18 protein-coding genes and 1 pseudogene are annotated in these 24,986 nt (G+C 74.4%); 13 read left to right on the top strand and 6 right to left on the bottom strand.

Annotated elements, in window-relative coordinates; all coding sequences use genetic code 11:
* The first annotated feature begins 24 nt into the window (after positions 1-24).
* The 3 genes and pseudogenes from MUK52_RS10100 to MUK52_RS10090 all read left to right on the top strand — a co-directional run.
* On the top strand, positions 25-1,380 hold the full coding sequence (locus tag MUK52_RS10100; RefSeq protein WP_284575678.1) for an NsdA family TPR-like regulatory protein: 1,356 nt from the start codon (positions 25-27) through the stop codon (positions 1,378-1,380).
* A 33-nt stretch (positions 1,381-1,413) separates the two neighbouring features.
* Positions 1,414-1,911 (top strand): NUDIX domain-containing protein, encoded by a 498-nt coding sequence (locus MUK52_RS10095; RefSeq protein ID WP_284575677.1) that lies wholly within the window; start codon positions 1,414-1,416, stop codon positions 1,909-1,911.
* A gap of 461 nt (positions 1,912-2,372) precedes the next feature.
* Positions 2,373-2,564 (top strand): annotated as a pseudogene (locus MUK52_RS10090) (superoxide dismutase [Ni]); the annotation flags it as partial.
* A gap of 54 nt (positions 2,565-2,618) precedes the next feature.
* On the opposite strand, the gene MUK52_RS10085 reads toward MUK52_RS10090, so the two are convergent.
* Genes MUK52_RS10085 through MUK52_RS10075 form a run of 3 tightly spaced genes read right to left on the bottom strand, consistent with a single transcriptional unit; the run spans position 2,619 to position 5,269 of the window.
* Entirely contained in the window at positions 2,619-3,473 is an 855-nt protein-coding gene (locus MUK52_RS10085) for a helix-turn-helix domain-containing protein (RefSeq protein ID WP_114054140.1), read from the bottom strand.
* Positions 3,474-3,477: 4 nt separating this feature from the next.
* Complete coding sequence (locus tag MUK52_RS10080) at positions 3,478-4,005, bottom strand: DUF6879 family protein (protein ID WP_114054141.1); 528 nt, start codon at positions 4,003-4,005, stop codon at positions 3,478-3,480.
* Positions 4,006-4,048: 43 nt separating this feature from the next.
* Positions 4,049-5,269, bottom strand: a complete 1,221-nt coding sequence (locus tag MUK52_RS10075; protein WP_284575675.1) for a helix-turn-helix domain-containing protein — start codon at positions 5,267-5,269, stop codon at positions 4,049-4,051.
* A gap of 160 nt (positions 5,270-5,429) precedes the next feature.
* On the opposite strand from MUK52_RS10075, the gene MUK52_RS10070 reads away from it, so the two are divergent.
* A complete protein-coding gene (locus MUK52_RS10070) occupies positions 5,430-5,645 on the top strand; it encodes a hypothetical protein (RefSeq protein ID WP_162793116.1) in 216 nt (71 codons plus the stop codon).
* Positions 5,646-5,980: 335 nt separating this feature from the next.
* Here the strand turns inward: MUK52_RS10070 and MUK52_RS10065 are convergent, their stop codons facing one another.
* A complete protein-coding gene (locus tag MUK52_RS10065; protein ID WP_010061466.1) occupies positions 5,981-6,166 on the bottom strand; it encodes a DUF6104 family protein in 186 nt (61 codons plus the stop codon).
* A gap of 132 nt (positions 6,167-6,298) precedes the next feature.
* Here MUK52_RS10065 and MUK52_RS10060 point away from each other — a divergent pair, with 132 nt between their 5' ends.
* The 7 genes from MUK52_RS10060 (at position 6,299) to fxsT (ending at position 18,907) form a co-directional block, all read left to right on the top strand.
* Positions 6,299-8,386, top strand: coding sequence for a VMAP-C domain-containing protein (locus MUK52_RS10060; RefSeq protein WP_114054144.1), 2,088 nt, complete (start codon positions 6,299-6,301; stop codon positions 8,384-8,386).
* Positions 8,387-8,405: 19 nt separating this feature from the next.
* A complete protein-coding gene (locus tag MUK52_RS10055) occupies positions 8,406-9,416 on the top strand; it encodes an AAA family ATPase (RefSeq protein WP_114054145.1) in 1,011 nt (336 codons plus the stop codon).
* A 4-nt stretch (positions 9,417-9,420) separates the two neighbouring features.
* Positions 9,421-12,609 (top strand): SAV_2336 N-terminal domain-related protein, encoded by a 3,189-nt coding sequence (locus MUK52_RS10050; RefSeq protein WP_114054146.1) that lies wholly within the window; start codon positions 9,421-9,423, stop codon positions 12,607-12,609.
* 107 nt (positions 12,610-12,716) lie between these two features.
* A complete protein-coding gene (gene fxsA, locus MUK52_RS10045; protein ID WP_284575660.1) occupies positions 12,717-13,106 on the top strand; it encodes an FxSxx-COOH cyclophane-containing RiPP peptide in 390 nt (129 codons plus the stop codon).
* A gap of 146 nt (positions 13,107-13,252) precedes the next feature.
* Positions 13,253-14,578, top strand: coding sequence for an FxsB family cyclophane-forming radical SAM/SPASM peptide maturase (locus tag MUK52_RS10040; RefSeq protein ID WP_502963552.1), 1,326 nt, complete (start codon positions 13,253-13,255; stop codon positions 14,576-14,578).
* Complete coding sequence (locus MUK52_RS10035) at positions 14,575-15,837, top strand: HEXXH motif domain-containing protein (RefSeq protein WP_284575658.1); 1,263 nt, start codon at positions 14,575-14,577, stop codon at positions 15,835-15,837. Before MUK52_RS10040 ends, MUK52_RS10035 begins: the two co-directional genes overlap by 4 nt.
* Before the next feature lie 64 nt (positions 15,838-15,901).
* Positions 15,902-18,907 carry an FxSxx-COOH system tetratricopeptide repeat protein gene (gene fxsT, locus MUK52_RS10030; RefSeq protein WP_114054150.1) on the top strand — a complete coding sequence of 1,002 codons (3,006 nt, stop codon included), beginning with the start codon at positions 15,902-15,904 and terminating at the stop codon, positions 18,905-18,907.
* A 44-nt stretch (positions 18,908-18,951) separates the two neighbouring features.
* On the opposite strand, the gene MUK52_RS10025 is transcribed toward fxsT, so the two are convergent.
* Positions 18,952-19,941 carry a LuxR C-terminal-related transcriptional regulator gene (locus MUK52_RS10025; protein ID WP_284575656.1) on the bottom strand — a complete coding sequence of 330 codons (990 nt, stop codon included), beginning with the start codon at positions 19,939-19,941 and terminating at the stop codon, positions 18,952-18,954.
* Between the two features lie 163 nt (positions 19,942-20,104).
* Between MUK52_RS10025 and MUK52_RS10020 the strand changes: the two genes are divergently transcribed.
* Together MUK52_RS10020 and MUK52_RS10015 are read left to right on the top strand one after the other, a co-directional pair.
* A complete protein-coding gene (locus MUK52_RS10020) occupies positions 20,105-20,455 on the top strand; it encodes a hypothetical protein (protein WP_114054152.1) in 351 nt (116 codons plus the stop codon).
* Between the two features lie 56 nt (positions 20,456-20,511).
* Positions 20,512-20,760: a hypothetical protein gene (locus tag MUK52_RS10015; protein WP_114054153.1), complete on the top strand. Its 249-nt coding sequence runs from the start codon at positions 20,512-20,514 to the stop codon at positions 20,758-20,760.
* A 136-nt stretch (positions 20,761-20,896) separates the two neighbouring features.
* Here MUK52_RS10015 and MUK52_RS10010 read toward each other — a convergent pair whose 3' ends face one another.
* A complete protein-coding gene (locus MUK52_RS10010; protein ID WP_284575654.1) occupies positions 20,897-24,751 on the bottom strand; it encodes a multifunctional oxoglutarate decarboxylase/oxoglutarate dehydrogenase thiamine pyrophosphate-binding subunit/dihydrolipoyllysine-residue succinyltransferase subunit in 3,855 nt (1,284 codons plus the stop codon).
* Positions 24,752-24,986: the final 235 nt, after the last annotated feature.

The following is a 24,986-nucleotide window of genomic DNA, read 5'->3' as shown; positions in this document are numbered from 1 at the left end:
TACAGCTCCGGAGTGGAGGCGATCGTGGCGGCGCAGAGAGAACCCAACTCCTGTCTGCGCGACGTCATCGCGGCGGTCGGCTGCACCTACGAGGCTCTCGCCAGAGACGTGCGGCGCATCGCCGCCGAGAACGGCGAGATCCTCCAGACCAACAAGTCGGCCATCTCGCACTGGGTGAACGGCACCCGTGCCCCGTCCGGCCGGGTAGGTCATTACCTCGCCGAGGCGCTGTCCCGCCGAGCGGGGCGCACGATCACCCAGACCGAGATCGGCCTCCAGGCCAGCGATGACGAAGCGCCGGCGGAATCCGACCCTGTCCTCGCCGCCACCGACCTGGGCCGTGCCGACGTCGAGCGCCGCCGCTTCCTCGCCATCGCGGCCTTCACCACCGCCGGCGTCGCCATGCCGCTCGGATACGACCACGAAGCCACTGCCCGCATGCTCCGCGCCCGCACCGGCACGTCCGTGGTCGGGGCAGAGGAGGTGGACGTCGTACGGCAGATCACCGCGGCCTTCAGCGCTGCCGACGAGCGCCTCGGCGGCGGGCACGGCCTGACCACCGTCACCGCGTACCTTGCCGACACCGCCGCCCCCATGCTGCGAGGACGCTTCCCCAGCGAAGCCTTACGCCGGGCAGCCTTCGGCGCGGTCGCCGAACTCGCCTACCTCGCGGGGTGGAAGCACCACGACCTCGGCCAGGAAGGCGCCGCCCAGCGTTACTACCAGGTCGGCTACAAGCTCGCCTGCGAAGCCGACCCCCACGGCCACGCCGCCTGGATGATGCGCGCCCTCGCCCACCAGGCCCTGAGCCTCAAGCAGCCCCACCACTGCGTCGACCTCGTCGAAGGCGCCCTACGCACGGGTCTCGGCCACGTCGACGGCCAGACTGAGGCCCTCCTCCACATCACCCACGCCCGCGCCTACGCCGCCACCGACGAGAACTCGTCGGCCGCACGCGCCCTGCTCGCCGCCGAAGACGCCCTCCTCCGGGACGACGGCCCCCAGCCCAGCTACTCCTGCGTCAGCGGCCCCGCCGCCGGCACCGTGGCCAGCCACACCGCCCGCACCCTGACCGATCTCGCCGACCACATCGGTACCGAGCAGCAGCACCGCGACGCCCTCACCCGCTGGGACCCCGAGAAGTACAAGCGCGTCCACGCACTCACCCATGCCGACCTCGGCGACAGCCTCGCCGCCCAGGCCCGCGCCGACGAAGCCGTCGCCGCCTGGACCCAGGCCCTGGTCCTCATGGAGGGCATGACCTCCGACCGCACCCGCAAAGCGATCACCTCGATCCGCTCCACGCTCGCGGTCTACCAGCGGCGCAAGGTGCCCGGCGCAGCCGATCTTGCCCGCCGCGCCCGCGAGGCCCTCGCCTAACATGCCCAACAACCGCCCGACGAAGGGAACATCGTGGCCCAGCAGACCGACGACCAGCCGAAGGCCCTCAAGCCAGCCCTGGAATCCATGACCCTGCTGGTCGCCGCGGTGATCGTCCACGACAAGGCCACCAACCGCGTCGTCCTCCTCCAGCGCAGCGAGAACGCCAAGTTCGCCCAGGGCATGTGGGACCTTCCCGTCGGCAAGAGCGAACCGGGCGAACCGATCACCGAGACGGCCGTTCGCGAGCTGTACGAGGAGACCGGCCTGACGGTGAAGCCCGAGTCCCTCAAGGTCGCCCACGTCATCCACGGAGCCTGGGGCGTGGAGGCCCCCAACGGATTCCTCACCGTCGTCTTCGCTGCCCACGAATGGACCGGCGAACCCGAGAACCGCGAACCCCGCAAGCACGCCCAGGTCTGTTGGGTCGACGCCGACGCCATCCCCGACGAATTCGTGGACACCACAGCCAGCGCCCTCCACCGGTACCTCGCGGGAGGCCCGCAGGTCTCGCTCGACGGCTGGCGGTAGAGCGCCAAATGCGGCTTGGGTGAGCCCTTCGCCGTACCCACTCGGCACCCGAGCCGACCGCGTGATTACCAACAGTCCGAAACATCAACCCGCGTACTGGCATCGCACGGGAGGGTCAAAGGGGAATACACAGGGGTGTCGTCAATGCGTTCCACAACGTCAACTGCCGCCCTGCCTCCGAGGGCGGACATCGACGCGCGAACCGTGACGAGCCGGTCCCGCAGCCGACGGGACTCCATGCTCTCCATGGTGTCGAGCATGGCCATCACGGTTCCCGCTGCCAGTTCGGGGCTGCCGCCACGCAACTGGCAGCCCGAGAGGGTCGCCAGTGGACCCGGCCCCGCTCGTGTGTCTGCACCGCGACGGCCTCGGCCGCATACGTCTCAGCAGCCGCCGTGTCGCCGAGCCGCGTGAGCGCGTCGGCGAGGTTCGCCTCAAGCAGCCCCGCCTGAATGTAGCCGGTCTCGGCGCTGTGGAGCGACTACTTCAAGCCCCCGCACTTCGAGAAGTACCCGCAGCTGCACACCCTGGTCAACGACACCCTGAAGGCCCTCTCGGCCGCCAAGGCGTCGAACGCCCCGGCGACCGGCCAGAAGGCCCTCGACCTGATCGCCGAGATCGACCGCATCTTCTGGGAGACCAAGGCCGCCTGAGCCGCGTCTCTTACGGCCCCCTTCCGGCCCCGGGAGGGGGCTCTTGCGTCGGCCCTACCGCTGGAGGGCTGCAATGGCCTCGACGATCAACGCGCGAGCGTCCGGGCCGTATACCGCCATCCGCCGGAGCTCTGCGAATGCCCGCTCGTACAGCGCGATCTCGCCTGGTTGGGTCACTGTCACCCGGGCAGCGAGAAGCTCCACCGACACCAGGGTGTCGTCGTACATGTGGAACGTCTCCAACGGCCACTGTGTGCGCTGCTGCCGTGCCATGGGGATGATGCCTACCGAGACGGCGGGCATGGCCGCGGCCGTCAGGAGATACCCCAGCTGGGCCGCCATTGCCTCGGGGTCGGCGAGCTGGTAGCGGAGCGCGGATTCCTCGACGACGATGACGAATCGACGGCCCTGCTCGCGCAGGATGGCGTTGCGCTCCATGCGGGCCGCAACAGCATCGGCCACGTCGTCGGGGATCTCGCGAAACTTCGAGATCGCGCGGAGCAACCCGGTGGCGTAGCCCTCGGCCTGGAGCAGCCCTGGTACCAGGGTCGCGGAGTAGACGCGGAAGAGGCGGGTCGAGAGGAACAGGGGAACGTAGCTCTGCTGCAGTTGCCGCAGGCCAGTGCGGACTCGGCGCCGCCACTCGACGTAGAGGGATTCTGCCGTTTGTGACGAGGCGACGATGTCGGGGGCCTGCTCTGGCACCCCGCACGCTGCGCACCACCGGCGGATGTCGTCTGGCGACGGCGGAGTGACCGCGTTCTCGATGCGGCTGGACTTGGAGTGCGTCCAGCCGCACCGTCCGCCGAGTTCCAGCCCGGTGAGCCCCGCCTCCACGTGCAGGCCGCGCAGCCGCTGAGCCACTGCTCGGCGGGCGGCCTGCGCTGCTGAGGAGGGGGACGCAGGCACGGGCCTACCTGATCTCGTACCGGCCGTGCGGGATGGCGCGCTCCCACACCGCGCTGAACGCGTCGGCGCACAGCTTGGCGGCGGCCGGGTCGTCGCTCATCTCGCCGCCGGCGGATGAGCCTTCCCCGGTGAAGTGGTTCCAGCGGACGAGTCGGCCGTCGATGAGCCAGAAGTCGTTCCCCGGCAGGGCCAGGGTGCTGGCCTGCCGTCTCGGCAGCCAGCGCACTTCCTCCCCGGCCGCTACATTGGTGAACGTCCCGTCGTACAGGAAGCGCGTGTACTCGCTCACCGGCTCGGAGACGATGCGTGCGCGGCGCACGGCCACGCCGCGGCCCACGGTCGCGGCGACGAGGTCCAGCCAGGGCCGCCACCAGGAGGCCCGATCGGCGGGGTTGTGACGGTGGCCGGCCCTCCAGTCGGCGAACGGGCCGGTCTCGTAGTCGACGGCGTACGAGTCGCGCATCTCCAGATGGACGGCTGTCCGCTCGGCCGAGCCGAGCAGGTCAGGCCAGGTCGGCATGGTCAACGGCATCACATGCCTCCTTGATCGGCGTCGTCATGGCGACGGGTACCCGTCAGTCCAGTTCCGCAAGTGCGGCAACCAGCAGTCGGCCCTCCGGGGCGCCCTGCCGGAGCAGCAGGCCGCCCGCCTTGTGGAGTTCGCCCCAGGCGTGGGGCCGGCCGATCTCGGACGCGTCCGCCAGGACGCTCGTGGCTGTCGTCAGCGCCGCCTCGGGCTCTCCGGCACCGGCGTACGCGCGGGCCAGGCATGCCCCGTACCAGGCCCGGTCGCGCCGGAAGGCGGGTGTGAACCCGGCGAGTCCTGCCCTCAGGTTCTCGATCGCGCTCCGCCAGTCGCGCAGGTGCAGGTCCGCCATGCCGCGCTGTGCCGCGAACCAGGACTCGCCGTAGAAGTACAGCCACGGCGGCGCGTCGGTCGCGTTCGCGATGATCAGCTGCGCCTCGTCGAGCCGGCGGTACGCCGCGTCCGCGTCGCCGTCGAGGGCGTGACCGCGGCCGGCCATCTGCACGGCCAGGCCGCGGGTCGCGTCGCTCGCCCCCGGCGTCGATGCCGCGGCCTCCCCGAGGCGGATGGTGCGACGGGCCCGCCCGCGGGACCAGGCGACGTGGGCCTTCATGCTCATGGTCGTGGCGGCCATGTCGCCGTGGCCGGATTCGAGGGCCCAGTCGTAGGAGCGGTCGAACCAGGCGAGGGCCGGCGCCGTGTGGTCCTGGTCCTGCGCCATCCACGCGAGGAACTGCGCGTACTCCGCCATCACCCGCACGAGCCTGTCGGCGAGAGGGCCGCGCGCCTTGTCGTAGAGGCCGGCCACCGCCTCGAACTGCTTGGCCACGACGGCGGACATGACCCGGGACCCGAGCGTGTCCTCGGCCCGGCGGTGCTCGGCCAGCAGGCGCTCCACCGCGCCGAGCGAGGCCGCGTCCAGCCGCATCCCGGATGCGGTGATGTGCCGTAGGCGCTCCGTGTCCGGATCGGCCACCAGGCCCGGCAGGACGAGGGACGGCAAGGGCATCTCGGCGCCCGCGCCGCCGAGCAGTTCGGCGGGGATGCCGAGGCCCTCGATGATGCGCCGGCGGACCTCGACGGAGGTCACCGCGCGCCGCCGGTTCTCGATCGCAGAGATGTCCGGCTGTGCCAGCCCGACGAGGGCGCCGAGCCTGCTCTGGCTGCTGCGGGTCGCCTTCCGCCACTTCCTCAGCAGCGTCGGCCAGTCCTCGGCTGCGGCGGCTGCGCGCAGGTCGTGGTGCACCCAGACGTCCGACTCCGGCTCCATGGCCGGAATATAGGACGGCCCTATAGGGCCCGGTAGTGGATCGGGCCGGAAGTCAGCCGACATGGTGGTCGCACAGAAGGGCACGCGCGCGCCGGCCACCGAGGACGCGCGCCGCGCTGCTGCCCCGCCACCCGTTGACACCGCCCCAGGGAGCACCGCCATGGAGACCCGCACTCCCATCCCCTGCCACAGCGCGCCGCTTCCCGACGACTTCTGGGACCTGACCGCCGAGCAGGCGCTCGGTCGGGTGTGCGTCGCCTGCGGGAAGGTTCTCGTGGCGGGCGCCGTCTACCGGGGTGTCGTCACCGGCCGGGAGGGAGCCATGCTCCTCGACGCCGACGTCTGGTCCTGCCCCCGCCCGGCGGTCGGCCGATGAGTCCGGCGGGGCGGATCTGTGCCGTCTGCCAACGGCCGGTGCAGGGCGAGGGGATCCGGATCATCCGGCACTCGGCGTCCGGGGCCCGGCCGGACGGCTGGGTGCACCCCGCCTGCGACCGCGCCCCGCTGCGAGCGCTGAAGCCGCGCCCCCGCCGCGCCTGAGCCAGCCGCCCCGGGCAACCGGTGCGGCCCGGGGGGTTGATTTCGGTCATTTCCGGGGAGGCGGCGGCGGGAGCGGGCTGTGCCCCGCATGCGGGCGCCCGCCGGCCGGGGGTTCCGGGCGGCGGGCGGGGGCGGGTTCGGGGGTGCGGGGGCGGGCCGCGCCGGCGCGGGTTACTCGTCCTCGTCGTCCTCGTCGTCCAGGCGGGCCAGCCAGGTGGCCAGGCGTTCCACCGGGACCTCGAAGTCCGGGTTGAGGTCGACGAACGTGCGCAGCTGTTCGGCCAGCCACTCGAAGGTGACCTCCTCCTCGCCGCGCCGCTTCTCCAGCTCCTCGATGCCGCGATCGGTGAAGTACAAGTCGGGCTCCGTGCGTGATGAAGGTGTGCATGGGGACGTTTCCCGCCAGGATAATCCGCAGGCCGGGCAAGGCCTCCCCCCGTCGCGGCCCCGGCGCTAGCCTGGAATGCCGTCGAACGTGAGGGGGTGCGGATGCTGGACCGGCGCACCGGCGGCACCGCGCGCGCCTACGAACTCCTCGAACCCCTCGTCCAGGCAGCCACCGTACGCGTCCACCCCGCCCCCGGCGGGTATGGAGACCGGGGGAACCACCCGACCTGGGGCAGCGGCTTCTTCATCGCCCCCGGCTGGGTACTGACGTGTGCCCACGTCGTGGGCGAGGGGGGTGCTGCGGTGCGGCTGGTGGGACGAGAGATCGGCATCACCTTCTCCTCCGGCCCCCGCACCACCGGCACCGTCACCGGCCGCGTCGAGTGCGTCCTGCCCGAGCGGCTGGAGGAGCGCCGCCCCGCCCGGCGCGCCCTGTGGGATCTGCCCGACCTGGCCCTCGTACGGGTCCTCGCGCCGGTCTCCCACGCGTGCGTCCGGCTCACCGACCGCGCCCGGCCCCGCCTGGACGAGGTCGCCTACTTCGGCTGCACCGAGGACCTCGGCATCCCCGAGATCACCGGCCGCACCACGCGCCTGCGGGGCACCGCCGCCGGCGGCGCCGCCCTCCGCCTCGGCGACGACGACGAGATCGAGCCCGGCATGTCCGGCGGCCCCGTCGTCGACCTGGGCCGCGGCGAGGTCGTCGGCGTCGTCAAGGCCCGCCGGCACACCGGCGGCGGCGGGCTCGCCGTCTCCGTCGTCCAGCTGCGCACCCTGCCCCTGGACGCCGCCGGGCAGATCGGCCTGTACCGGCGGGTCATGCAGGCCCACGACCTGTACCACTACGACGAGCACCTCAGCGACCTCGACAGCCGCCGCACCTGGACCGACGTGCACGGCGAACTCCCCGCCGCCGACCCCTACGGCGGCCCCCGCCTCACCCCCGCCGAGATCACCACCCTGTGCGGGCTGCTCGCCGAATTACCCCCGCCCGGCTCCTCCGAGGCCGTACGCGCCCTCGTCGAGGCAGCTCGCGGCGAGGAACCCGACCCGGCCCTGCCGGCCCCGCTGAGCTGGCGCGACGGCCTCGGCATGCTCCACGACCCGCCCGGCGGCACCGGCGAGGCCGCCGCCATGCTCCGCTACGCCACCGACATCAGCGTCGCCGACCACCGCGAACCGCCCGCCCCCGGCTCCGACGAGGAGCTGTGGGACTGGGTGCGGGCCACCGCCGAGCGGCTGTGGCGGCCGCTGCGCCGCGAACTCGGCGAACGTCACGACCTGGGCCTCGCCGAGCGGGAGCGGCGCCGCCGCGCCCGCGCCGGCCGGCCCGCCCACGGCCCCGGCCGGCCCGCGCAGGCCATGCCGCAGGGCCCGTCCGTCCTGCTGGAGGCCTGGGCGCACGGCTGGGAGGACGTCTACGACTGGCGGGTCTCCGTCCTCGCCGGGCCCGCCCACCCCGGCCGCCTCACCCCCGTCGGCTCCGGCGTCCGCGTCACCCGGGCCGGCCTGCCCGAGGCGCTGCGCGACTCCCTCGCCGAGGCCTTCCGGCGCTGCGACACCCACGAGGCCCCCGCCGCCCTCGAAGTGGCCGTCGCCCCCGAGCTGTTCGGGCTGCCCGTCGACACGTGGACCGTCACCGGCCGCGTCCCCCTCGGCGTCCAGCGGCCCGTCGTCCTGCGCTACCCGGCCGGAAGCGGCGCACACGCCGCCGGCAGCCCGCCGCACGACCCGGAGGCCGCCCACCGCCGGGCCGACCGCTGGAGCCGCGTCCAGAGCGGGCCCCTGCTCGACGAGCGCGCCGACTGCGCGCACGGCCGGCCCCGCAGCCCCTCCCCGGCCTGGCTGGACGGCCTCGCCGACAACACCGTGCCGGTGCACTGCCGGGCCGCCGACCAGGAGCCCACCCTCGGGTCCCTGCACGCGGTCCGCGAGGCCGGCTACGGGGTCGCGGTCACCCGGCGGCCCCCGGCGGACCCGGGGGAGTCCTGCGCGCCGTTCCACCGCGGGCTGCGCGAGGAGCTGACCGAGGCGGGGCACGGGGCACCACTGCCGGTGCGGCTCCAGGCGCTGCGGGCCCGCTCCCACGGGGCGGACCCGGACGCGTACTGGTCGGACGGGACGGCCCTCGTCTGGGACGACCCGGCCCGCGCCCTGCCCGAGGACGAGCCGCTCCAGGGGGACCTGTGACGGGCGGGAGGGGACAGACGTGAACGAGGAATGGCTGATCTACCGGGGCGTCGGCGAACCGCACGACGGGATCGACGCCCTGCCCGAACCCCCGCCCTGGCGGGACTTCGACGGCGGGCCCCCCGTCGACCCGCCGCCGTCGGCCCGCTCCGCCGACGGCAACGTCGCCCGGCGCCTGGGCGCCCACCGGCAGGCCGCCGAGCTGCACCGGCCCGAACCGGAGGAGCTGGAGGCCATCAACGCGGCCCTCTACCTGCGCCGCCCGCTCCTCGTCACCGGCTACCCCGGCACCGGCAAGTCCACGCTCGCGCACGCCGTCGCCCACGAGCTGAAACTCGGCCGCGTCCTGCGCTGGCCCGTCGTCTCGCGGACCACCCTCCAGGAGGGCCTCTACCGCTACGACGCCATCGCCCGCCTCCAGGACGTCCAGATCGCCGCCGGCGGCGGCGACCCCGGCGGCGCCCCCGGCATCGGCAAGTACATCCGGCTCGGGCCGCTCGGCACCGCCCTGCTGCCCGCCCTCCGCCCCCGCGTCCTGCTCATCGACGAGCTCGACAAGAGCGACATCGACCTCCCCAACGACCTCCTCAACGTCCTGGAGGAGGGCGAGTTCACCCTGCCCGAACTCGAACGCGTCGCCGAGACCGAGCCGGAGGTGCACGTCCTCACCGACGACGGCGCCAAGGTCGCCGTCCGCGACGGCCGCATCCGCTGCCGGGCCTTCCCCTTCATCATCCTGACCAGCAACGGCGAACGGGACTTCCCCGCCGCCCTGCTGCGCCGCTGCATCCAGCTCAAACTCGGCCAGCCCGGCGAGAAGCGCCTCGCCACCATGGTCCGCGCCCACCTCGGCGAGGACGCCGCCCGCCTCGGAGCCGACCTCATCCGCGAGTTCCTCAGCCGCTCCCAGTCCGAACTCGTCGCCGCCGACCAGCTCCTGAACGCCATCTACCTCACCCACTACGCCGCCCCGCCGACCCGTGAAGACCTCGCCGACCTCCTCATCCAGCGCCTCGACCGCCCGAGGTGAGACCATGCCCACCGCCGAGCAACCGCTCCCGGCGCCGCCCGCCATCCGGGACCTGGCACGGCTGCTGCGGGCCGCCGGGCTCGACCCCTCCGCCGAGGAGCTGGCCGACGCCCTCTGGCTCGCCGGCCGGATCGGCCCGCCCGCGGCCCCCGCCGGCCCGCCCGCACCGCTCACCCTGCGCCGCCCCGGACCCCGCGAGGCCCCGCCGCCGCAGGAGGAGCCCCCGCCGCCGGACCCCGGCATCGAGGACCCGGTGCGGTTCTACGCCGCCCGCGTCAGCGGCGCCGCCGAGGAGGCCGCCGCCCTGCCCGCCGGCACCGGCGTGCCCGTACGCGTCCCCGGCGCGGCCGCCCTGCCCCGCATCCTCGACATCCAGCGCGCCCTGCGCTCCCTCCAGCGGCACCGCCCGCCCGGACCGCCGGCCCGGCTGGTCCTCGACGAGCCGGGCACCGCCGAGGCCAGCGCACGCGCCCTCGGCCTCGTCATCCCCGTCATGCAGCCCGAGAGCCGCCGCGAGGCCACCGTCCGCCTCGTCATGGACGCCTCACCGTCCATGGCCGTCTGGCACGACATGTTCGAGGAGCTCCGCACCGTCTGCGAACGCCTCGGCGCCTTCCGCGACGTCCAGGTCCACTACCTGCACCGGCTCGCCGACGGCCGGGCCGCCCTCGGCCGCGGGCCCGCCCCCGGCACCCGGCTGCGCTCCGGCGACCAGCTCCGCGACCCCAGCGGCCGCGCCCTGACCATGGTCGTCTCCGACTGCGCCGGCGCCCTGTGGCGGGAGGGCGAGGCGCAGCGGCTGCTGCACCGCTGGGCCGAGTGCACCCCCTGCGTCGTCGTCCAGCCGCTGCCGCAGCGGCTGTGGAACCGCAGCTGGCTGCCGACCGAGCGGGGCACCCTCGCCCGGATCGAGGGCGGCGCCGGCCGCCTCCGCTTCCGGCCCGACCGGCCGCCGCGCCACGGCCGGCCCGGCGGCGGGCTCGCCGTTCCCGTCCTGCCGCCGAACGCCACCGCCCTCGGCGCCTGGGCCCGCCTCGTCGCCGGGCTCGGGGCCGGGCCCGTCCCCGCCGAGGTGGGCCGCGTCCTCGCCGACCACCCTGCCGCGCCCGTCCCCCCGCCGCGGGCCGTGCGGCCGCCGGAGGAGCTGGTGCGCCGCTTCCGCTCCGCCGCCTCGCCGCGCGCCGTCCAGCTCGCCGTCTACCTGTCGGCCGCGCCGCTGACGCTGCCCGTCATGCGGCTCGTCCAGCGGACCATGCTGCCCGACTCCGAGCCCTCCGACCTCGCGGAAGTCCTGCTCAGCGGGCTGCTGCGGCGCGGCCCCGACCTCGGCCAGTGGTACGAGTTCACCCCCGGCGTGCAGGACGTGCTGCTCGGGCCGCTCGGCCGGGACGACGCCGCGCTCGTCCTCAAGCACTGCTCCGAGTACGTCCTCGCGCACTTCGGGCGCGGCGTGCGCAACTTCCCCGCCCTGGCCGTCGCCCAGCTGACCGGGGAGCCCGCCGTCGAGGACGACCCGGAGGGGCGCGTTCCCGCCGGGCGGCTGCCCCAGGCCTTCGCCGAGGTCTCCGCCCGCGTCGTACGCCGCTACCTGCCGGGCCCGGCTGTACCGGACGACGCCGCCGACCGGGAGCCGCCCGCCCCGCCGCCCCGGCGGTCCTGGGCCGTGCGCACCGCCCGCGACCGGCTCGCCGCACACGACGCGGACGGCGGCGCCGAGCGCGGCCTGTACGAGGCCGCCGCCGTCCTGCGGCGCGCCGTCGCGGCGCCCGCCGGGCCGGGGGACGCCGACGGGGAGGCGGAGTGCGAGCTGGCCGAGGTGCTGCTGCGGCTGTGGGCCCGGCAGCGGGACCCCGAGCTGCTCGCCGAGGCCGAACAGGCCGTGCGCGGGCTCGCCGCGGCGCCCGCCCGCGCCCTCCTCGGCCGGGTGCTGTACGAGCGGGCCCTCGCCGAACGCCCGGACGCCGAACTGCTGGACGCCGCCGAGCTGGAGTTCGCCGCCGCGGCCGCCCTCGCCGCCGACCCGCGGCTGCGGCTGGACTGCGTCCTGCGGCGGGTGCAGGCCCTCGTCCGGATCGCCGACCTGCGCGACGACCCCGGGGCGCTGCGGGAGGCGCGGGCCGCGCTGGAGGTCCTCGCCGGGCAGGCCCCCGACCGGGTGCTGCGCCCCGCTCTCGGGCGGGTCCTGCTGGCGCTGCTGCCCCGGCTGCGCGACACCGCCGAGCGCACCGCGCTGGCCGAGGAGGCCGCAGGGCACCTGGCCTCGGCGCTGCCCGGCACCGCCGCCGACGGCGGCCCGGACGGCGGCGCGGCAGAGGAGCCGGGTCCCGACGCGGCCGAGGCGGCGCGGCTGCGCGTCGACCTCGCCACCGCCCTGCGCCACCTGCCCGCCCGGCTCGAAGAGGCCGCCGGCCACCTCGACCTCGTCCTCGCCGAGCCCGGCGGCGACCCGGAGCTGCGCCTGGCCGCCCTCGTCTGCCGGGCCAGGGTGCACCGGGCCCGGTACGCGCGGGACGGCGACCCCGAGGCCCTGGAGCAGGCCGCCGACGCCTACGGCAGGGCCCGGCGGCTGATCCCCCGGGACGGCGAGGCGTACGGGGAGCTGCTGCCCGAATGGGGCGAGGCCCTGCTGGAGCGGGCCCGCGCCGCGGGCGGCCGGCGCTTCGCCTCGGCGGCCGTACGCGTGCTCCGCGACAGCCGGGCCGCGGTCCCGCAGTCCGACGGCCGGTCCGCGTACCGCCTGGTGCGGCTCGCCGAGGGGCTGCGGCTGCGGCACGGCTACGAGGGCGACGTGGTGGACCTGCGGGAGGCCGAGTACCTGCTGGAGCTGGCCGTCCGGCAGAGCCGGAGCCCCCTGGAGCAGGCGAGGGCCTGGCGGGAGCACGGCGACGTCCAGCAGGAGATCCACGCCCACACCCGGGCCCTGGACCGCCTCGACCGGGCGGCGGACTCCTACCGGCGGGCCTGGCGGGCGGCCCTGGACGGCGACCGCGCCGAGCGGCGCGAGGTGGCCGTCGAGCTGGCCGCCCGGGTCCAGGAGCTGCGGGGCGAGGTGCTGGAGCGGCTGGCCCGGCCCCGGGCCGCACTTGACGCCTACCGCTCTGCCCTGGAGCTGTGGCGGCGGCTCGGCGAGGAGGCCGCGGACCGGCGGGAGGCACTCGGCTCCCGCGTCCGCACCCTGGAGGCCGGGCTGTGACACCCGGCGAGGCACCGGACCCGGAGGCCGGGACGGCAGCGAACGGCGGCACGGAACGGACAGCGCACCCGACGGACACGGCGAACCAGCAGGGGGACGGGCAGCCCATGGCGATTCGGCAGCAGAGCGCACGGACGGAAGTGGCGGGACACCCCGGGACGGACCCGGCGGGCACGGGCGCCGCATCCCCCCGGGACCAGGCGTCGCACCCCGCCGGCGGGGCCCCGGCCCGCCGGCCCGCACCGGCCCCGCAGCCACCCCCGCCCCCGGCGCCGGCCCCGGGCCCCACGCCCGCCCCCGCACCCGTCCCCACCCCGGCCGCCGCCCAGGCCGCCGCGCGGCGCTGCCCGGCGGGGCTGCCGGACCTGTCCGGCTACGACCTCGCCGCCCTCCGCGGCATCGACCACCCCGTCCTCGCCCGCGTCATCGAGGGCCTCGTCGACCGCGTCACCCACCCCGCCGAGATCCTCAACGCCTTCGACTCGGGCGCCAGCTGAGCGCCCGCTCACGCACCGCATCCCCAATACCACGCACCGCACTCGGAGTTGTCCCGTTTCCGCCGTTAGCCCGCGCCGAACCCAGGGCAGGGATGCAACCGTCCGCCGGGGTGCCCGCACGGCGGCCGGGGAGGGAGGTGCCTGCGGTGAGCCATGCCGACGGGAGCCGGGCGGCGCCGTCCGCGCTGTCCGCGCACCGGGCCCGCGCCCCCTGGCCGTACGCCCGGCTCGACGTGCCGGCGCTGCGCGCCGCCGGCCACCGCCCGCACCCCATACGGCAGTTCGTGCTCAAGACCCGCAGCCGCTGCAACCTGGCCTGCACCTACTGCTACGTCTACGAGATGGCCGACCAGAGCTGGCGCGACCGGCCCGCCGCCATGTCCCGCGCGACCGCCGCCCGCGCCGCCGAGCGCATCGCCGAACATGCCGCCGCCCACGCCCTGACCCGCGTCGACCTCGTCCTGCACGGAGGCGAACCCCTGCTGACCGCCCCCGCCGAACTGGCCGCCCCCGTCGACGCCGTACGGGCCGCCGTGCGCGCCGCGTCCCCGCGGACCCGCGTCACCGCGACCGTCCAGACCAACGGCACCCTGCTCACCCGCGGCCGCCTCGCCGCCCTCGCCGCCGCCGGGATCCGCGTCGGCGTCAGCCTCGACGGCGGCCTGCCCGAGCACAACACCCGCCGCGTCGACCACGCCGGCCGGCCCGGGTTCGGCGCCGCCGCCCGCGGCCTGCGCCTGCTCGCCCGCCACCCCGAGCAGTACGCGGGCGTCCTGTGCGTCGTCGACCTCGCCCACGACCCGGTCGGCACGTACGAGTCCCTGCTCGCCTTCGACCCGCCCGGCATCGCGCTGCTGCTGCCGCTCGCCAACTGGAACACCCCGCCGCCCGGCAGCGCCCCGCACCGCACGCCGTACGCCGACTGGCTCACCGCCGTCTTCGACCGCTGGTGGCAGGCGGACTCCCTGCGCACCCGCATCCGCACCTTCGAGGAGATCATCGCCCTGCTGCTCGGCCTTCCCGCGGCCACCGAGACCCTCGGCCTGGCCCCCGCCGCGACCGCCGTGATCGAGACCGACGGCACCCTCGAACAGGCCGACTCCCTGAAGTCCGCCTACGAGGGCGCCGCCGCCACCGGCATGAGCCTGGACACGCACCGCTTCGACGACCTGCTCGACCACCCCGGCCTCGCCGCCCGGCAGCTCGGCCTCGACGCCCTCGCCGACGGCTGCCGCTCCTGCGCACTCGTCGAGGTCTGCGGCGGCGGCCACTACCCGCACCGCTACCGCTCCGGCGAAGGCTTCCGCAACCCCTCCGTCTACTGCGCCGACCTCCAGGCCCTGATCCGGCACATCGCCGCCGCGCTGCACCGGGCCGCCGAGGAAGGCGCCGCCGTCCCCGGCCGCACCGCGCCGCCGCCCGGCCGCGCCGCCGCCAAGGCGCCCGCCCCCACCCGGGCGGCCGCCCCGTGACCGCCCCGCTGAGCACCCTCACCGTCCCCTCGGCGACCCTGCGCGCCCTCGCCTCGACCGAGCCCTCCGCCGCAGGGTGCCGCCTCGTCTGCGACGTCCGCCGCTCCAAGCGGCTCGTCCTGCTCCGGGCCATCCTCGACGCCGCCTCCTCCCGCGGCGGCCGCGCCGCCGAGGCCGCCGACCACTGGGCCCTGCTGGAAGAGGCCGAACGGCACGCCCCCGACGCCGTCCACGACGTCCTGCACTACCCCGCCACCGGCGTCTGGGCCGAGGAGACCCTCCGCCGCCTGCACGACCCGGCCGGCCCGCCCCCCGACCTCGCCCACCTCGGCGCCCTCGCCGCCGCGGCCGCCCTGCGGGCCGGCATCGCCTTCAAGGCCGTCCTGCGGCCCGCGGGCGGCCGCCTCGCCCTGCCCACCCTCGGGGTGCTCCGCCCGCCCCGGCCCGGCCCCCTCGCCCTCACCGAGCGCTCCTGGGACCCCGACGACCCCGCAGCCCTCTCCCTGCACACCCTTCCCGACGGCCGCACCAGCCTCGACGACCTCGACCCCTACCGCGCCGCGGGCCACACCCGCCCCGCGCCCGTCCGCGCCGCCCGCCGCCTCACCCCCAAGGGCCACAAACGCTGGGACACCCAGTGGACCGGCGCCCTCACCCTCCTGGAGCGCTACGACACCGCCCGCGCCGAGGAGGCCGCCCTCCTCCTGCGCTCCGTCGTCCCGCTCGCCGGCGGATCCCGCTCCCACGGCGCCACCCTGCCCGCCGCCGCCGGCTCCGTCCTCGCCCGCGCCCAGGCCCCGCCCGCCCTGGCCGCCACGCTCGTCCACGAGGTCCAGCACGGCAAACTGACCGCCCTCGCCGACGTCCTCCCCCTGCACACCGCCGACCGGACCCCGCGGCACTGGGCCCCCTGGCGCACCGACCCGCGCCCCCTGGACGGCCTGCTGCACGGCACGTACGCCCACCTGGCCCTCGCCGGCTACTGGCAGCGCGCCGCCCTCTACGGATCCCGCGGCGCATGGGCCCGCCACGCCCGCATCCGCGCCCAGGTCGCGGCCGTCCTGCCCGAACTGCGCGCCCACCCCCGACTGACCATCGCAGGACGCGAGTTCACCGACGCGATGGCCGAGGCGGAGCGCGCCATGGACGAGCTGCCGCCACCCGGCGACCGGTACGCCGCCGCCCGCCGCGCCGTCGAGCGGGCCCGCCGCGCCTGGTACGCGCAACACCCCGAACTCGACCCGTCCGCACAGGGCTGACGGGCCGTCGGCTGCGGTACCTTTTCAACCCCGTCCACCGCCCGGATTCCAGGGAGACGGCCGCATGACCACCGGTATTCGGCAGGAACGCGACCCGGCCCCCGCGCGGCCGCAGCGCTTCGTCATCAGCTTCGCCGGCTTCAACCGGCCCTGGGCCGTGTGGATCGCCTACCGGCTGGAGGAGCACGGCCACCGCGTCGCCCTCCAGCGCTGGGACCCCCAGTCCGCCGGCGGCCTCACCCAGGCCCTCGACGACCTCGCCCGCGGCGGCAGCCGCGTCCTCCTCGTCCTCAGCGAGCGCTACTTCTCCGCCGGCACCCACTCCGAGCAGGAGTGGAACACCGCCCTGCGGGCCGCCCACGACAACCACCCCGGCCGGTTCGCCGCCGTCTGCCTCACCGACGCCCCCCTGCCCAGCGCCGTCGCCGTCCTGGAGAAGACCGACCTGTGGGGCCTCGACGCGTACGAGGCCGAGTACCGCGTCCTGCGCCGCCTGGAGCTGCCCACCGACCGCGTCGGCACCGAGACCGGCCGCCGCGGCCCCCGCTTCCCCAACGACCCGCCCGAGATCTGGGGCCGCGTCCCCCGCCGCAACCCCCGCTTCACCGGCCGCAACGACGTCATCGGCAGGCTCCGCGCCGCCCTCGCCGAAGCCCCGCCCGGCGCCTCCATCGTCACCCTCCTCGGCCTCTCCGGAGTCGGCAAGACCCAGGTCGCCACCGAGTACGCCTACCGCTTCGCCTCCGAGTACGACGTCGTCTGGTGGGTCCCCGCCGAGGACCGCCCCACCCTCCGCGAACGCCTCGCCGACCTCGCCCCCGAGCTGGGCCTGCCGCGCGGCGCCGGCAGCTACGGCGAGCAGATCCGGGCCGTCCTGGAGGCGCTGCGGCGCGGAACCCCGTACAACCGCTGGCTGATGGTCTTCGACGGCTGCGACAACCCCGACGACCTCACCGACATGCTGCCCTCCGGCGCCGGCGACGTCATCATCACCTCCCGCAACCGCGAATGGGCCTCCCGGCACACCAGCCTCGTCGAGGTCCCCCTCTACGCCCGGCCCGAGTCGGTCACCTTCATCCGCCGCCGCGCCCACCGCCTCACCGGCGAGGAGGCCGACCAGCTCGCCGAAGCACTGGAGGACTACCCGCTCGCCCTCGACCAGACCGCCGGCTGGCTCGCCGACTCGCCCCTGACCGTCGGCGACTACCTGGGGCTGCTGCGCCGCCGCCTGGACTCCCACGAGGCCGTCACCGTCTCCGACGACTACCCGCTGCCCTTCCCCACCGCCCTGGCCATACTCCTCAACAACGTCCGGGAGAACTTCCCCGACGCGCTCGCCCTGCTCCGCCTGTTCGTGTTCTTCGCGCCCGGGCCCGTCCCGCTGCGGCTGCTGCGCGAGTTCCCCGTCGACGACGCGCCCGAACAGCTCGCCGGGCTCATCAACGACCAGATCCGCTGGAACGCCGCCCTGAACAAGCTCGTCCAGTTCTCCGTCGTCCGCCTCGAATACTCCGACCTCGCCGTCGAGGAGGGCGGCGGCGGGCTGGAGACCGTCCAACTCCACCGCATGGTCCACGGCATCGTCCGCGAGAACCTCTCCGAGGAGGAGGCCCGCCCCCTCGCCCGCGCCGTCCGCCAGGTCCTCGCCGCCGCCGACCCCGGCCGGCCCTCCGACTCCCGGCTGTGGCCCCGCTTCGCCGAGCTGATCCCCCACCTGGAGAGCGCCGGCGTCCTGACCAGCACCAACCCGCGGATCCAGACCTTCCTCCTGAACTGCCTGCGCTACCTCATGCTCGCCGGCGAGTACCGCACCTGCCTGCGCCTGGCCGAGCAGACCGACCACGAGTGGCGGGCGATGCTCGGCGACGACCACGACCAGGTCCGCGAGCTCAGCTACCACTACGGCGGCGCCCTGCGCATGCTCGGCCACTTCAAGCGCGCCGAGATCCTCGCCAAGTCCGTCGCCGACCGCATGCTCGCCGAACGCGGCGACCGCGACCTGGAGACCCTCCGCGCCACCAGCACCTACGCCGGCGTCCTCCTCGGCACCGCCAAGTTCGAGCAGGCCCGCGAACTGCTGGAGCACTCCTTCGCCCGCTACCGCGAACTCCTCGGCGAGGACGACTCCACCACCCTCAACGCCGAGAACAACGTCGCCGTCGTCCTGCGCCTGCTGGGCCGCTACCAGGAGGCGTACGAGACCGACCTCGACACCCTGCGCCGCCGCGAGCGCGTCCTGCGCGTCCGCCACATCGCCACCCTCTCCTCCGGGATCGGCTGCGCCATGGGCCTGCGCCTGATGGGCCGCTACCGCGAGGCCCTCGCCCGCCAGGAACAGGGCCTCAAACTCCACCTCCAGGTCCTCGGCCCCAACCACCCGCAGACCCTGCGCGCCGAACACAACCTCGGCATGTGCCTGCGCCGCTCCGGCGACATCCCCGGCGCCGGCGCCCGGCTGCGCAGCGTCCTGGAGCGCTCCACGCGCGTCTTCGGCGCAGAGTTCCCCTGGACCCTGATGGTCGCCTCCGACTACGCCACCTACCTGCGCGAGTACGGGGACATCGGCGAGGCCAGGCGGATCTCCGAGGAGGTCGTCCGCGGCTACCAGACCCAGCTCGGCCTCGCCCACCCCTACAGCATCGGCACCGTCGGCAACCTCGCCCTCGTCCTGCGCGCGCAGGGCGAGCGGGTCGAGGCGCTGAACCTCGCCGAGCAGGCCCTGGTCGGGATGCGCGGCGCCGTCGGCGAACGCCACCCGTGGACGCTGGGCTGCGCCCTCAACGCCACCGGGCACCGCAACATCACCGGCCGGCTCCACGACGCGCTGGAACTCGGCCGCGAGACACTCCGCAACTGCGAGCAGGTCCTCGGCCCGGACCACCCGATGACCCTGAGCGCGCAGATCGCCCTCGCCGCCGACCTGCGATCGGTACGGGAGGACGCGGAGGCGCAGAAACACGAGGACGCGGGCCTGCGGGCGCTGACCCGCACCCTCGGCCCCCAGCACGTCCACACCGTCTCCGCCCGCCAGCAGATGCGCCCCTACTGGGACTTCGAACCCCAGCCGTAGGCACACCGGCGGGCGGGCCGTCGCGGGGGAGGGGCGTGCCTCCTTTAGGCCAGCCAGCCCTGCCGCACGGCCCGCACGCCCGCCTCGAAGCGGCTGCGCGCGCCCAGGCGCTCCATCAGGCCCGTCGCGACGCGGCGGGCCGTCCGGTGCGAGACCCCGAGCCGCTTGGCGATGGCCTCGTCGGTGAACCCGTCCGCGAGGAGCTTCAGGGCGGTCGCCTCGGTGTCGGTCAGCCCGCTCCCGTCGTCCCGGCGGGCCTTCTCGCCGAACGGCCTGGCCCCCTCCCACACGCTCTCGAACAGCGCGCACAGGGCGGTCAGCGTCCCCTGCCCGGTCAGGACGACCGCACCGGCCGCGGTGTCGTCGCTGTCGACCGGGATCACCGCCGTGGCCCGGTCCGTGATGATCATCCGCAGGGGCAGGACGGGCGCCGTCCGCGCCTGCCGGCCCAGCGTGCCCAGCCACTCCGCGTACGCCACGGTGTGCGGGCTGTTGCGGACGCTGTCCAGGTAGACCGTCCGCATCCGGATCCCGCGCCGCAGCAGCGCCTCGTCCAGCGGACGCGAGGCCTCCAGGTTCTCCGGGGTCTGCTCGCCGTCCGGGGCGAACACCATCACCTCCTCCCGCACCTCCCGGTGCAGCAGCGTGAGGCGCTCGCGGATCCGGTCCAGCCCCAGCAGCTGCTCGACACCCGGCTCCGACGCCGTCGGCCGCAGGTCCGCGTACTCCGAGATGAGCCGGGCCGCGGCGGCCCGCGACGCCTCGACACGCTGCTGCTGCGCCGCGAGCTCGGCCTGCTGCCGGGCGAGCAGCAGCTCCATGCCGACATCCGGGCTGACCGCGCGCAGGCGGCCCGGGTGCTCGTACGAGGGCCGGACGAGGGCCAGTTCGCTCAGCTGGTCGAGGCCGGAGCGGACGGCTTCCTCAGGCAGGCCCAGACGGGCGGCGAGCCCGGCCACGCCCTCGTGGGGATGGGTCAGCATCCCCCGGTAGACGGCTTCCGTTGTCTGGTCGAGACCCAGCAGGGTCAACATGCGCGCCTTCACCCCCCGATGAAGTGATCTTCAAAGATGATGATGACACGGAAATCAAGCCGAACGACCGGTTGGGGTGCAGGTTGGCCCCTTCCGTCCAAAGCCCCAAGCGGCCAATTCGCAGAACTGGTTGGGGATCGCCTGGTTTGGGAGGCTCAGGCCCATGTATCTGATCCACGCACAGTTCCGGGCCCCCTCGGAGGGGTGCGCCCTGCCGGTCGACGCGGCGCACCGCGTGCTGGCCCTCGCGCGGTCCGGTGAGGGCGTCGAGCACGTCACCGCCCATCCGTACGCGCAGCCGCACCCGGTGCTCGGTCTGTTCCTCCTCGCGTCCTCCCTGCACGAGGCGGAGGGGCGGGCGGCGGGCGTCTGCCGGCGCCTGCTGAGGGAGCACCGGGACATGTCCGGCTGGGCGCTGCTGAAGGCCGAGGTGCCGCTGCTGGCCCCATTGGGACATGGCCCCTTGGGTCCACCCGGAACGCCTTCCACCCCCCGCGACCTGCGGCGAGAGTAGTTCCCGCCGGGAGGGACAGCCCCCGGCGGGAAGGACCGGCGCCACATCACCGCGGGATGCGGGCCGGATCCGTCCACCCGTACCCCTGCCGGAAGGTCCTCGCCATGAACGCCGCCCGTATCGCCAAGGCCGCCGCGGTCACCGCCCTCGCCGCCGGAACCCTCTCCTTCGGCTCCTCCCTCGCCGCCCTCCCCGGCGACGGCACCCTCACCCGCAGCGTCTCCTCCGCCGCGCTCCCGAAGCAGGACTTCGGCTGGCAGAGCGCCGGAGCGGGCCTGCCGAACAACGACTTCGGCTGGCAGTAGCCGGCCCGCCGCCCGCCCCGCCGCGGCTGCACCTGCAGGGCAGCCGGCACCGGCGGCATGCGGCGGCCGGACACGGCCGAAGGCCCAGCCCCCCGGGAACGGGGAGCCGGGCCTCCGGGCGGCTCGGGGTCCGGGGCTACGCCTCGAACACCTCGCTGATCAGCTGCTGCTGCTCCGCCTGGTGGCGCTTGGCCGAGCCGACCGCCGGGGAGGAGGAGTGCGGCCGCGAGATGCGGCGCAGACGCTCGCCCGCCGGGATGTCGGCGCCGACCGCCAGGTCCAGGTGGTCGATCAGGTTGAGCGCGATGAACGGCCAGGCACCCTGGTTCGCCGGCTCCTCCTGGGCCCAGATGTACTTCGCCGCGTTCGGGTACTTGGCGATCTCGGCCTGGAGCTCCGCACCCGGCAGCGGGTACAGGCGCTCGATGCGGATGATGGCGGTGTCGGTGACGCCGCGCTTGACCCGCTCGGCCTCCAGGTCGTAGTAGACCTTGCCCGCGCAGAAGACGACCTTGCGCACGGCGCCCGGGTCGACCGTCGAGTCGCCGATGACCGGGCGGAACGAGCCGCTGGTGAACTCCTCCGCCTTCGACGCCGCCGCCTTCAGGCGCAGCATCGACTTCGGGGTGAAGACGATGAGCGGCTTGTGGTGCGGGTTGTGGACCTGCCAGCGCAGCAGGTGGAAGTAGTTCGACGGCAGCGTCGGCATGGCGACCGTCATGTTGTTCTGCGCGCACAGCTGCAGGAACCGCTCCGGGCGGGCCGAGGAGTGGTCCGGGCCCTGGCCCTCGTAGCCGTGCGGCAGCAGCAGGGTGACGCCGGACGTCTGGCCCCACTTCTGCTCGGCCGAGGAGATGAACTCGTCGACGACGGTCTGCGCGCCGTTGACGAAGTCGCCGAACTGGGCCTCCCACAGCACCAGCGCGTCCGGGCGGGCCAGCGAGTAGCCGTACTCGAAGCCCATCGCCGCGTACTCGGACAGCAGCGAGTCGTAGACGTTGAAGCGGGCCTGGTCGTCCGACAGGTGCTGGAGCGGGGTGTAGTCCTCGCCGGTCTCCCGGTCGATCAGCACCGCGTGGCGCTGGCCGAAGGTGCCGCGGCGGGAGTCCTGGCCGGACAGCCGGACCGGGGTGCCCTCCATCAGCAGCGAGCCGAACGCGAGGGTCTCGCCCATGCCCCAGTCGATGGTGCCGTCGTCGATCATCGCCGCGCGGCGCTGCAGCTGAGGCAGCAGGCGCGGGTGGACGGTGTGGCTGTCGGGGGCGTTCACCTGGGACTCGGCGATCCGCTTGACGACCTCCGGGGAGACCGCCGTGTTCACGGCGACCGGGAACTCGGCCCGCTCCACCGTGCCCGGGATGCCGGCCGCGGGCTGCGCGGCGGCCTCGCGGACCTCCGCGAAGACCTTCTCCAGCTGGCCCTGGAAGTCCTGCAGCGCCTGCTCGGCCTCTTCCAGCGTGATGTCGCCGCGGCCGATCAGGGACTCGGTGTACAGCTTGCGCACCGAGCGCTTCTTGTCGATCAGGTCGTACATCAGCGGCTGCGTGAACGCCGGGTTGTCCGACTCGTTGTGGCCGCGGCGGCGGTAGCAGATGAGGTCGATGACCACGTCCTTGTTGAACGCCTGGCGGAACTCGAAGGCGAGCCGCGCCACACGGACCACGGCCTCCGGGTCGTCGCCGTTCACGTGGAAGATCGGCGCCTCGATCATGCGGGCCACGTCGGTCGCGTACATCGAGGAACGCGAGGACTCCGGGGCGGCGGTGAAGCCGACCTGGTTGTTGATCACGACGTGGACGGTGCCGCCGGTGCGGTAGCCGCGCAGCTGCGACATGTTCAGCGTCTCGGCGACGACACCCTGGCCGGCGAACGCCGCGTCGCCGTGCAGCGCGACGGGCAGGACGGTGAAGTCCGTGCCGCCCTTGTTGATGATGTCCTGCTTGGCGCGGGCGACGCCCTCCAGGACCGGGTCGACGGCCTCCAGGTGGGAGGGGTTCGCGACGAGCGAGACCTTGATCTGCTCGCCGTCCAGGCCCGTGAAGGTGCCCTCGGCGCCCAGGTGGTACTTCACGTCGCCGGAGCCGTGCATCGACTTCGGGTCGAGGTTGCCCTCGAACTCGCGGAAGATCTGCGCGTACGACTTGCCGACGATGTTGGCGAGGACGTTCAGGCGGCCGCGGTGGGCCATGCCGATGACGACCTCTTCGAGGCGGGCCTCGGCCGCGGAGTCGATGACCGCGTCGAGCAGCGGGATGACGGACTCGCCGCCCTCCAGCGAGAACCGCTTCTGGCCGACGTACTTGGTCTGCAGGAACGTCTCGAACGCCTCGGCCGCGTTCAGGCGGCGCAGGATCCGCAGCTGCTCCTCGCGCTCCGGCTTGGAGTGCGGGCGCTCGATGCGGTCCTGGATCCAGCGGCGCTGCTTCGGGTCCTGGATGTGCATGAACTCGACGCCGGTGGTGCGGCAGTACGAGTCGCGCAGCACGCCGAGGATGTCGCGCAGCTTCATCATCGACTTGCCGGCGAAGCCGCCGACGGCGAACTCGCGCTCCAGGTCCCACAGGGTGAGGCCGTGCTCGGTGATGTCCAGGTCGGGGTGCTTGCGCTGCTTGTACTCCAGCGGGTCGGTGTCGGCCATGACGTGGCCGCGGACCCGGTAGGAGTGGATCAGCTCGAAGACGCGGGCCGCCTTCGTGACGTCGTCGTCGTGGCTGGCGTCGATGTCGCGCATCCAGCGGACCGGCTCGTACGGGATCCGCAGCGCCTCGAAGACGTCGTCGTAGAAGCCGTTCTCGCCGAGCAGCAGGTTGGCGACGATCCGCAGGAACTCGCCGGAGGCCGCGCCCTGGATGACCCGGTGGTCGTAGGTCGAGGTCAGGGTCATGACCTTGGAGACGCCCAGCTTGTTCAGGGTGTCCTGCGAGGTGCCCTGGAACTCGGCCGGGTAGTCCATGGAGCCGACGCCCATGATGACGGACTGTCCGGGCATCAGGCGGGGCACGGAGTGGACGGTGCCGAGGCCGCCGGGGTTGGTCAGGGAGACCGTGACGCCGGTGAAGTCGTCCATCGTCAGCTTGCCGACGCGGGCGCGGCGGACGATGTCCTCGTAGGCCTGCCAGAACTCGAAGAAGTCGAGGGTCTCGGCCTTCTTGATGCCCGCGACGACGAGCTGGCGGTCGCCGTTCGGCTTGACCAGGTCGATCGCGAGCCCGAAGTTGACGTGCTCCGGCTTGACGAGGGTCGGCTTGCCGTCCTTCTCCGCGAAGGAGTAGTTCATCGACGGCATGGCCTTGATGGCCTGCACCATCGCGTAGCCGATGAGGTGGGTGAAGGAGATCTTCCCGCCCCGGGCGCGCTTGAGGTGGTTGTTGATGACGATCCGGTTGTCGAACAGCAGCTTCACCGGGACGGCGCGCACGGAGGTGGCGGTCGGCACGTCCAGGGAGGCGTTCATGTTCTTCGCGACCGCGGCGGCCGGGCCGCGGAGCGTCACCAGCTCGGGGCCCGACGGGGCCTCGGTGGCGGGCGCGGCCTTCGGGGCGGCGGCGGGAGCGGCGGGCGCGGCCGGAGCGGCGGCCGAGGCCTGGGAGGTGACAGTCACAGCAGGGGCACCAGAGGGGGAGGCAGGAGCAGGGGCAGGAGCTGACACAGGCGCGGGTGCGGCGGCGGAGGCGGGTGCGGCGCTCGCCGCCCCCGTGGCGGCGGCGTCGGAGGCCTGCGCGGTGACGGCGGTGGAGGCCTGTGCGGAGGCGCCATCCGTCGTCGGGGTACTCACCGGCTCGTCGGCCTTGGCGGGAGCGCTCGCGCCCCCCGGCTTGTAGTCGGCGAAGAAGTCCCACCAGGCCCGGTCGACCGAGTTCGGGTCCTGGAGGTACTGCTGGTAGATCTCGTCGACGAGCCACTCATTGGCGCCGAAGCCTGAGGCAGGGGTGTTCCCGCCCTCTGCTGCTTCGGTCGTCGTGCTCGAGTTACTGGGGGACTGTGGCGACACGGCGGCAACCGCCCTCTTCCGCTTCACAAGGTATGGACAGCGGGAATAAAGGCTACGCCTCCCGGGCGGGGAGATGCAGGCCGGGCGGGACTTACGTCATGTAGGTCACACCGAACGGCGGGTTTCAGAGCCCGGAATGGCGGGAAACCAGCCTGGTTCGGGTATGCGCCAACCGGGTTGCGACCCACTGGCTTCGCACCCCTGACGGACCCCGGGCACATGTGGCCGAGATCAT

The organism is Streptomyces sp. 2P-4 (assembly GCF_030167965.1).
Classification (GTDB): Bacteria; Actinomycetota; Actinomycetes; order Streptomycetales; family Streptomycetaceae; genus Streptomyces; species Streptomyces globosus_A.
This window is presented reverse-complemented; position numbering and strand designations above follow the sequence as displayed.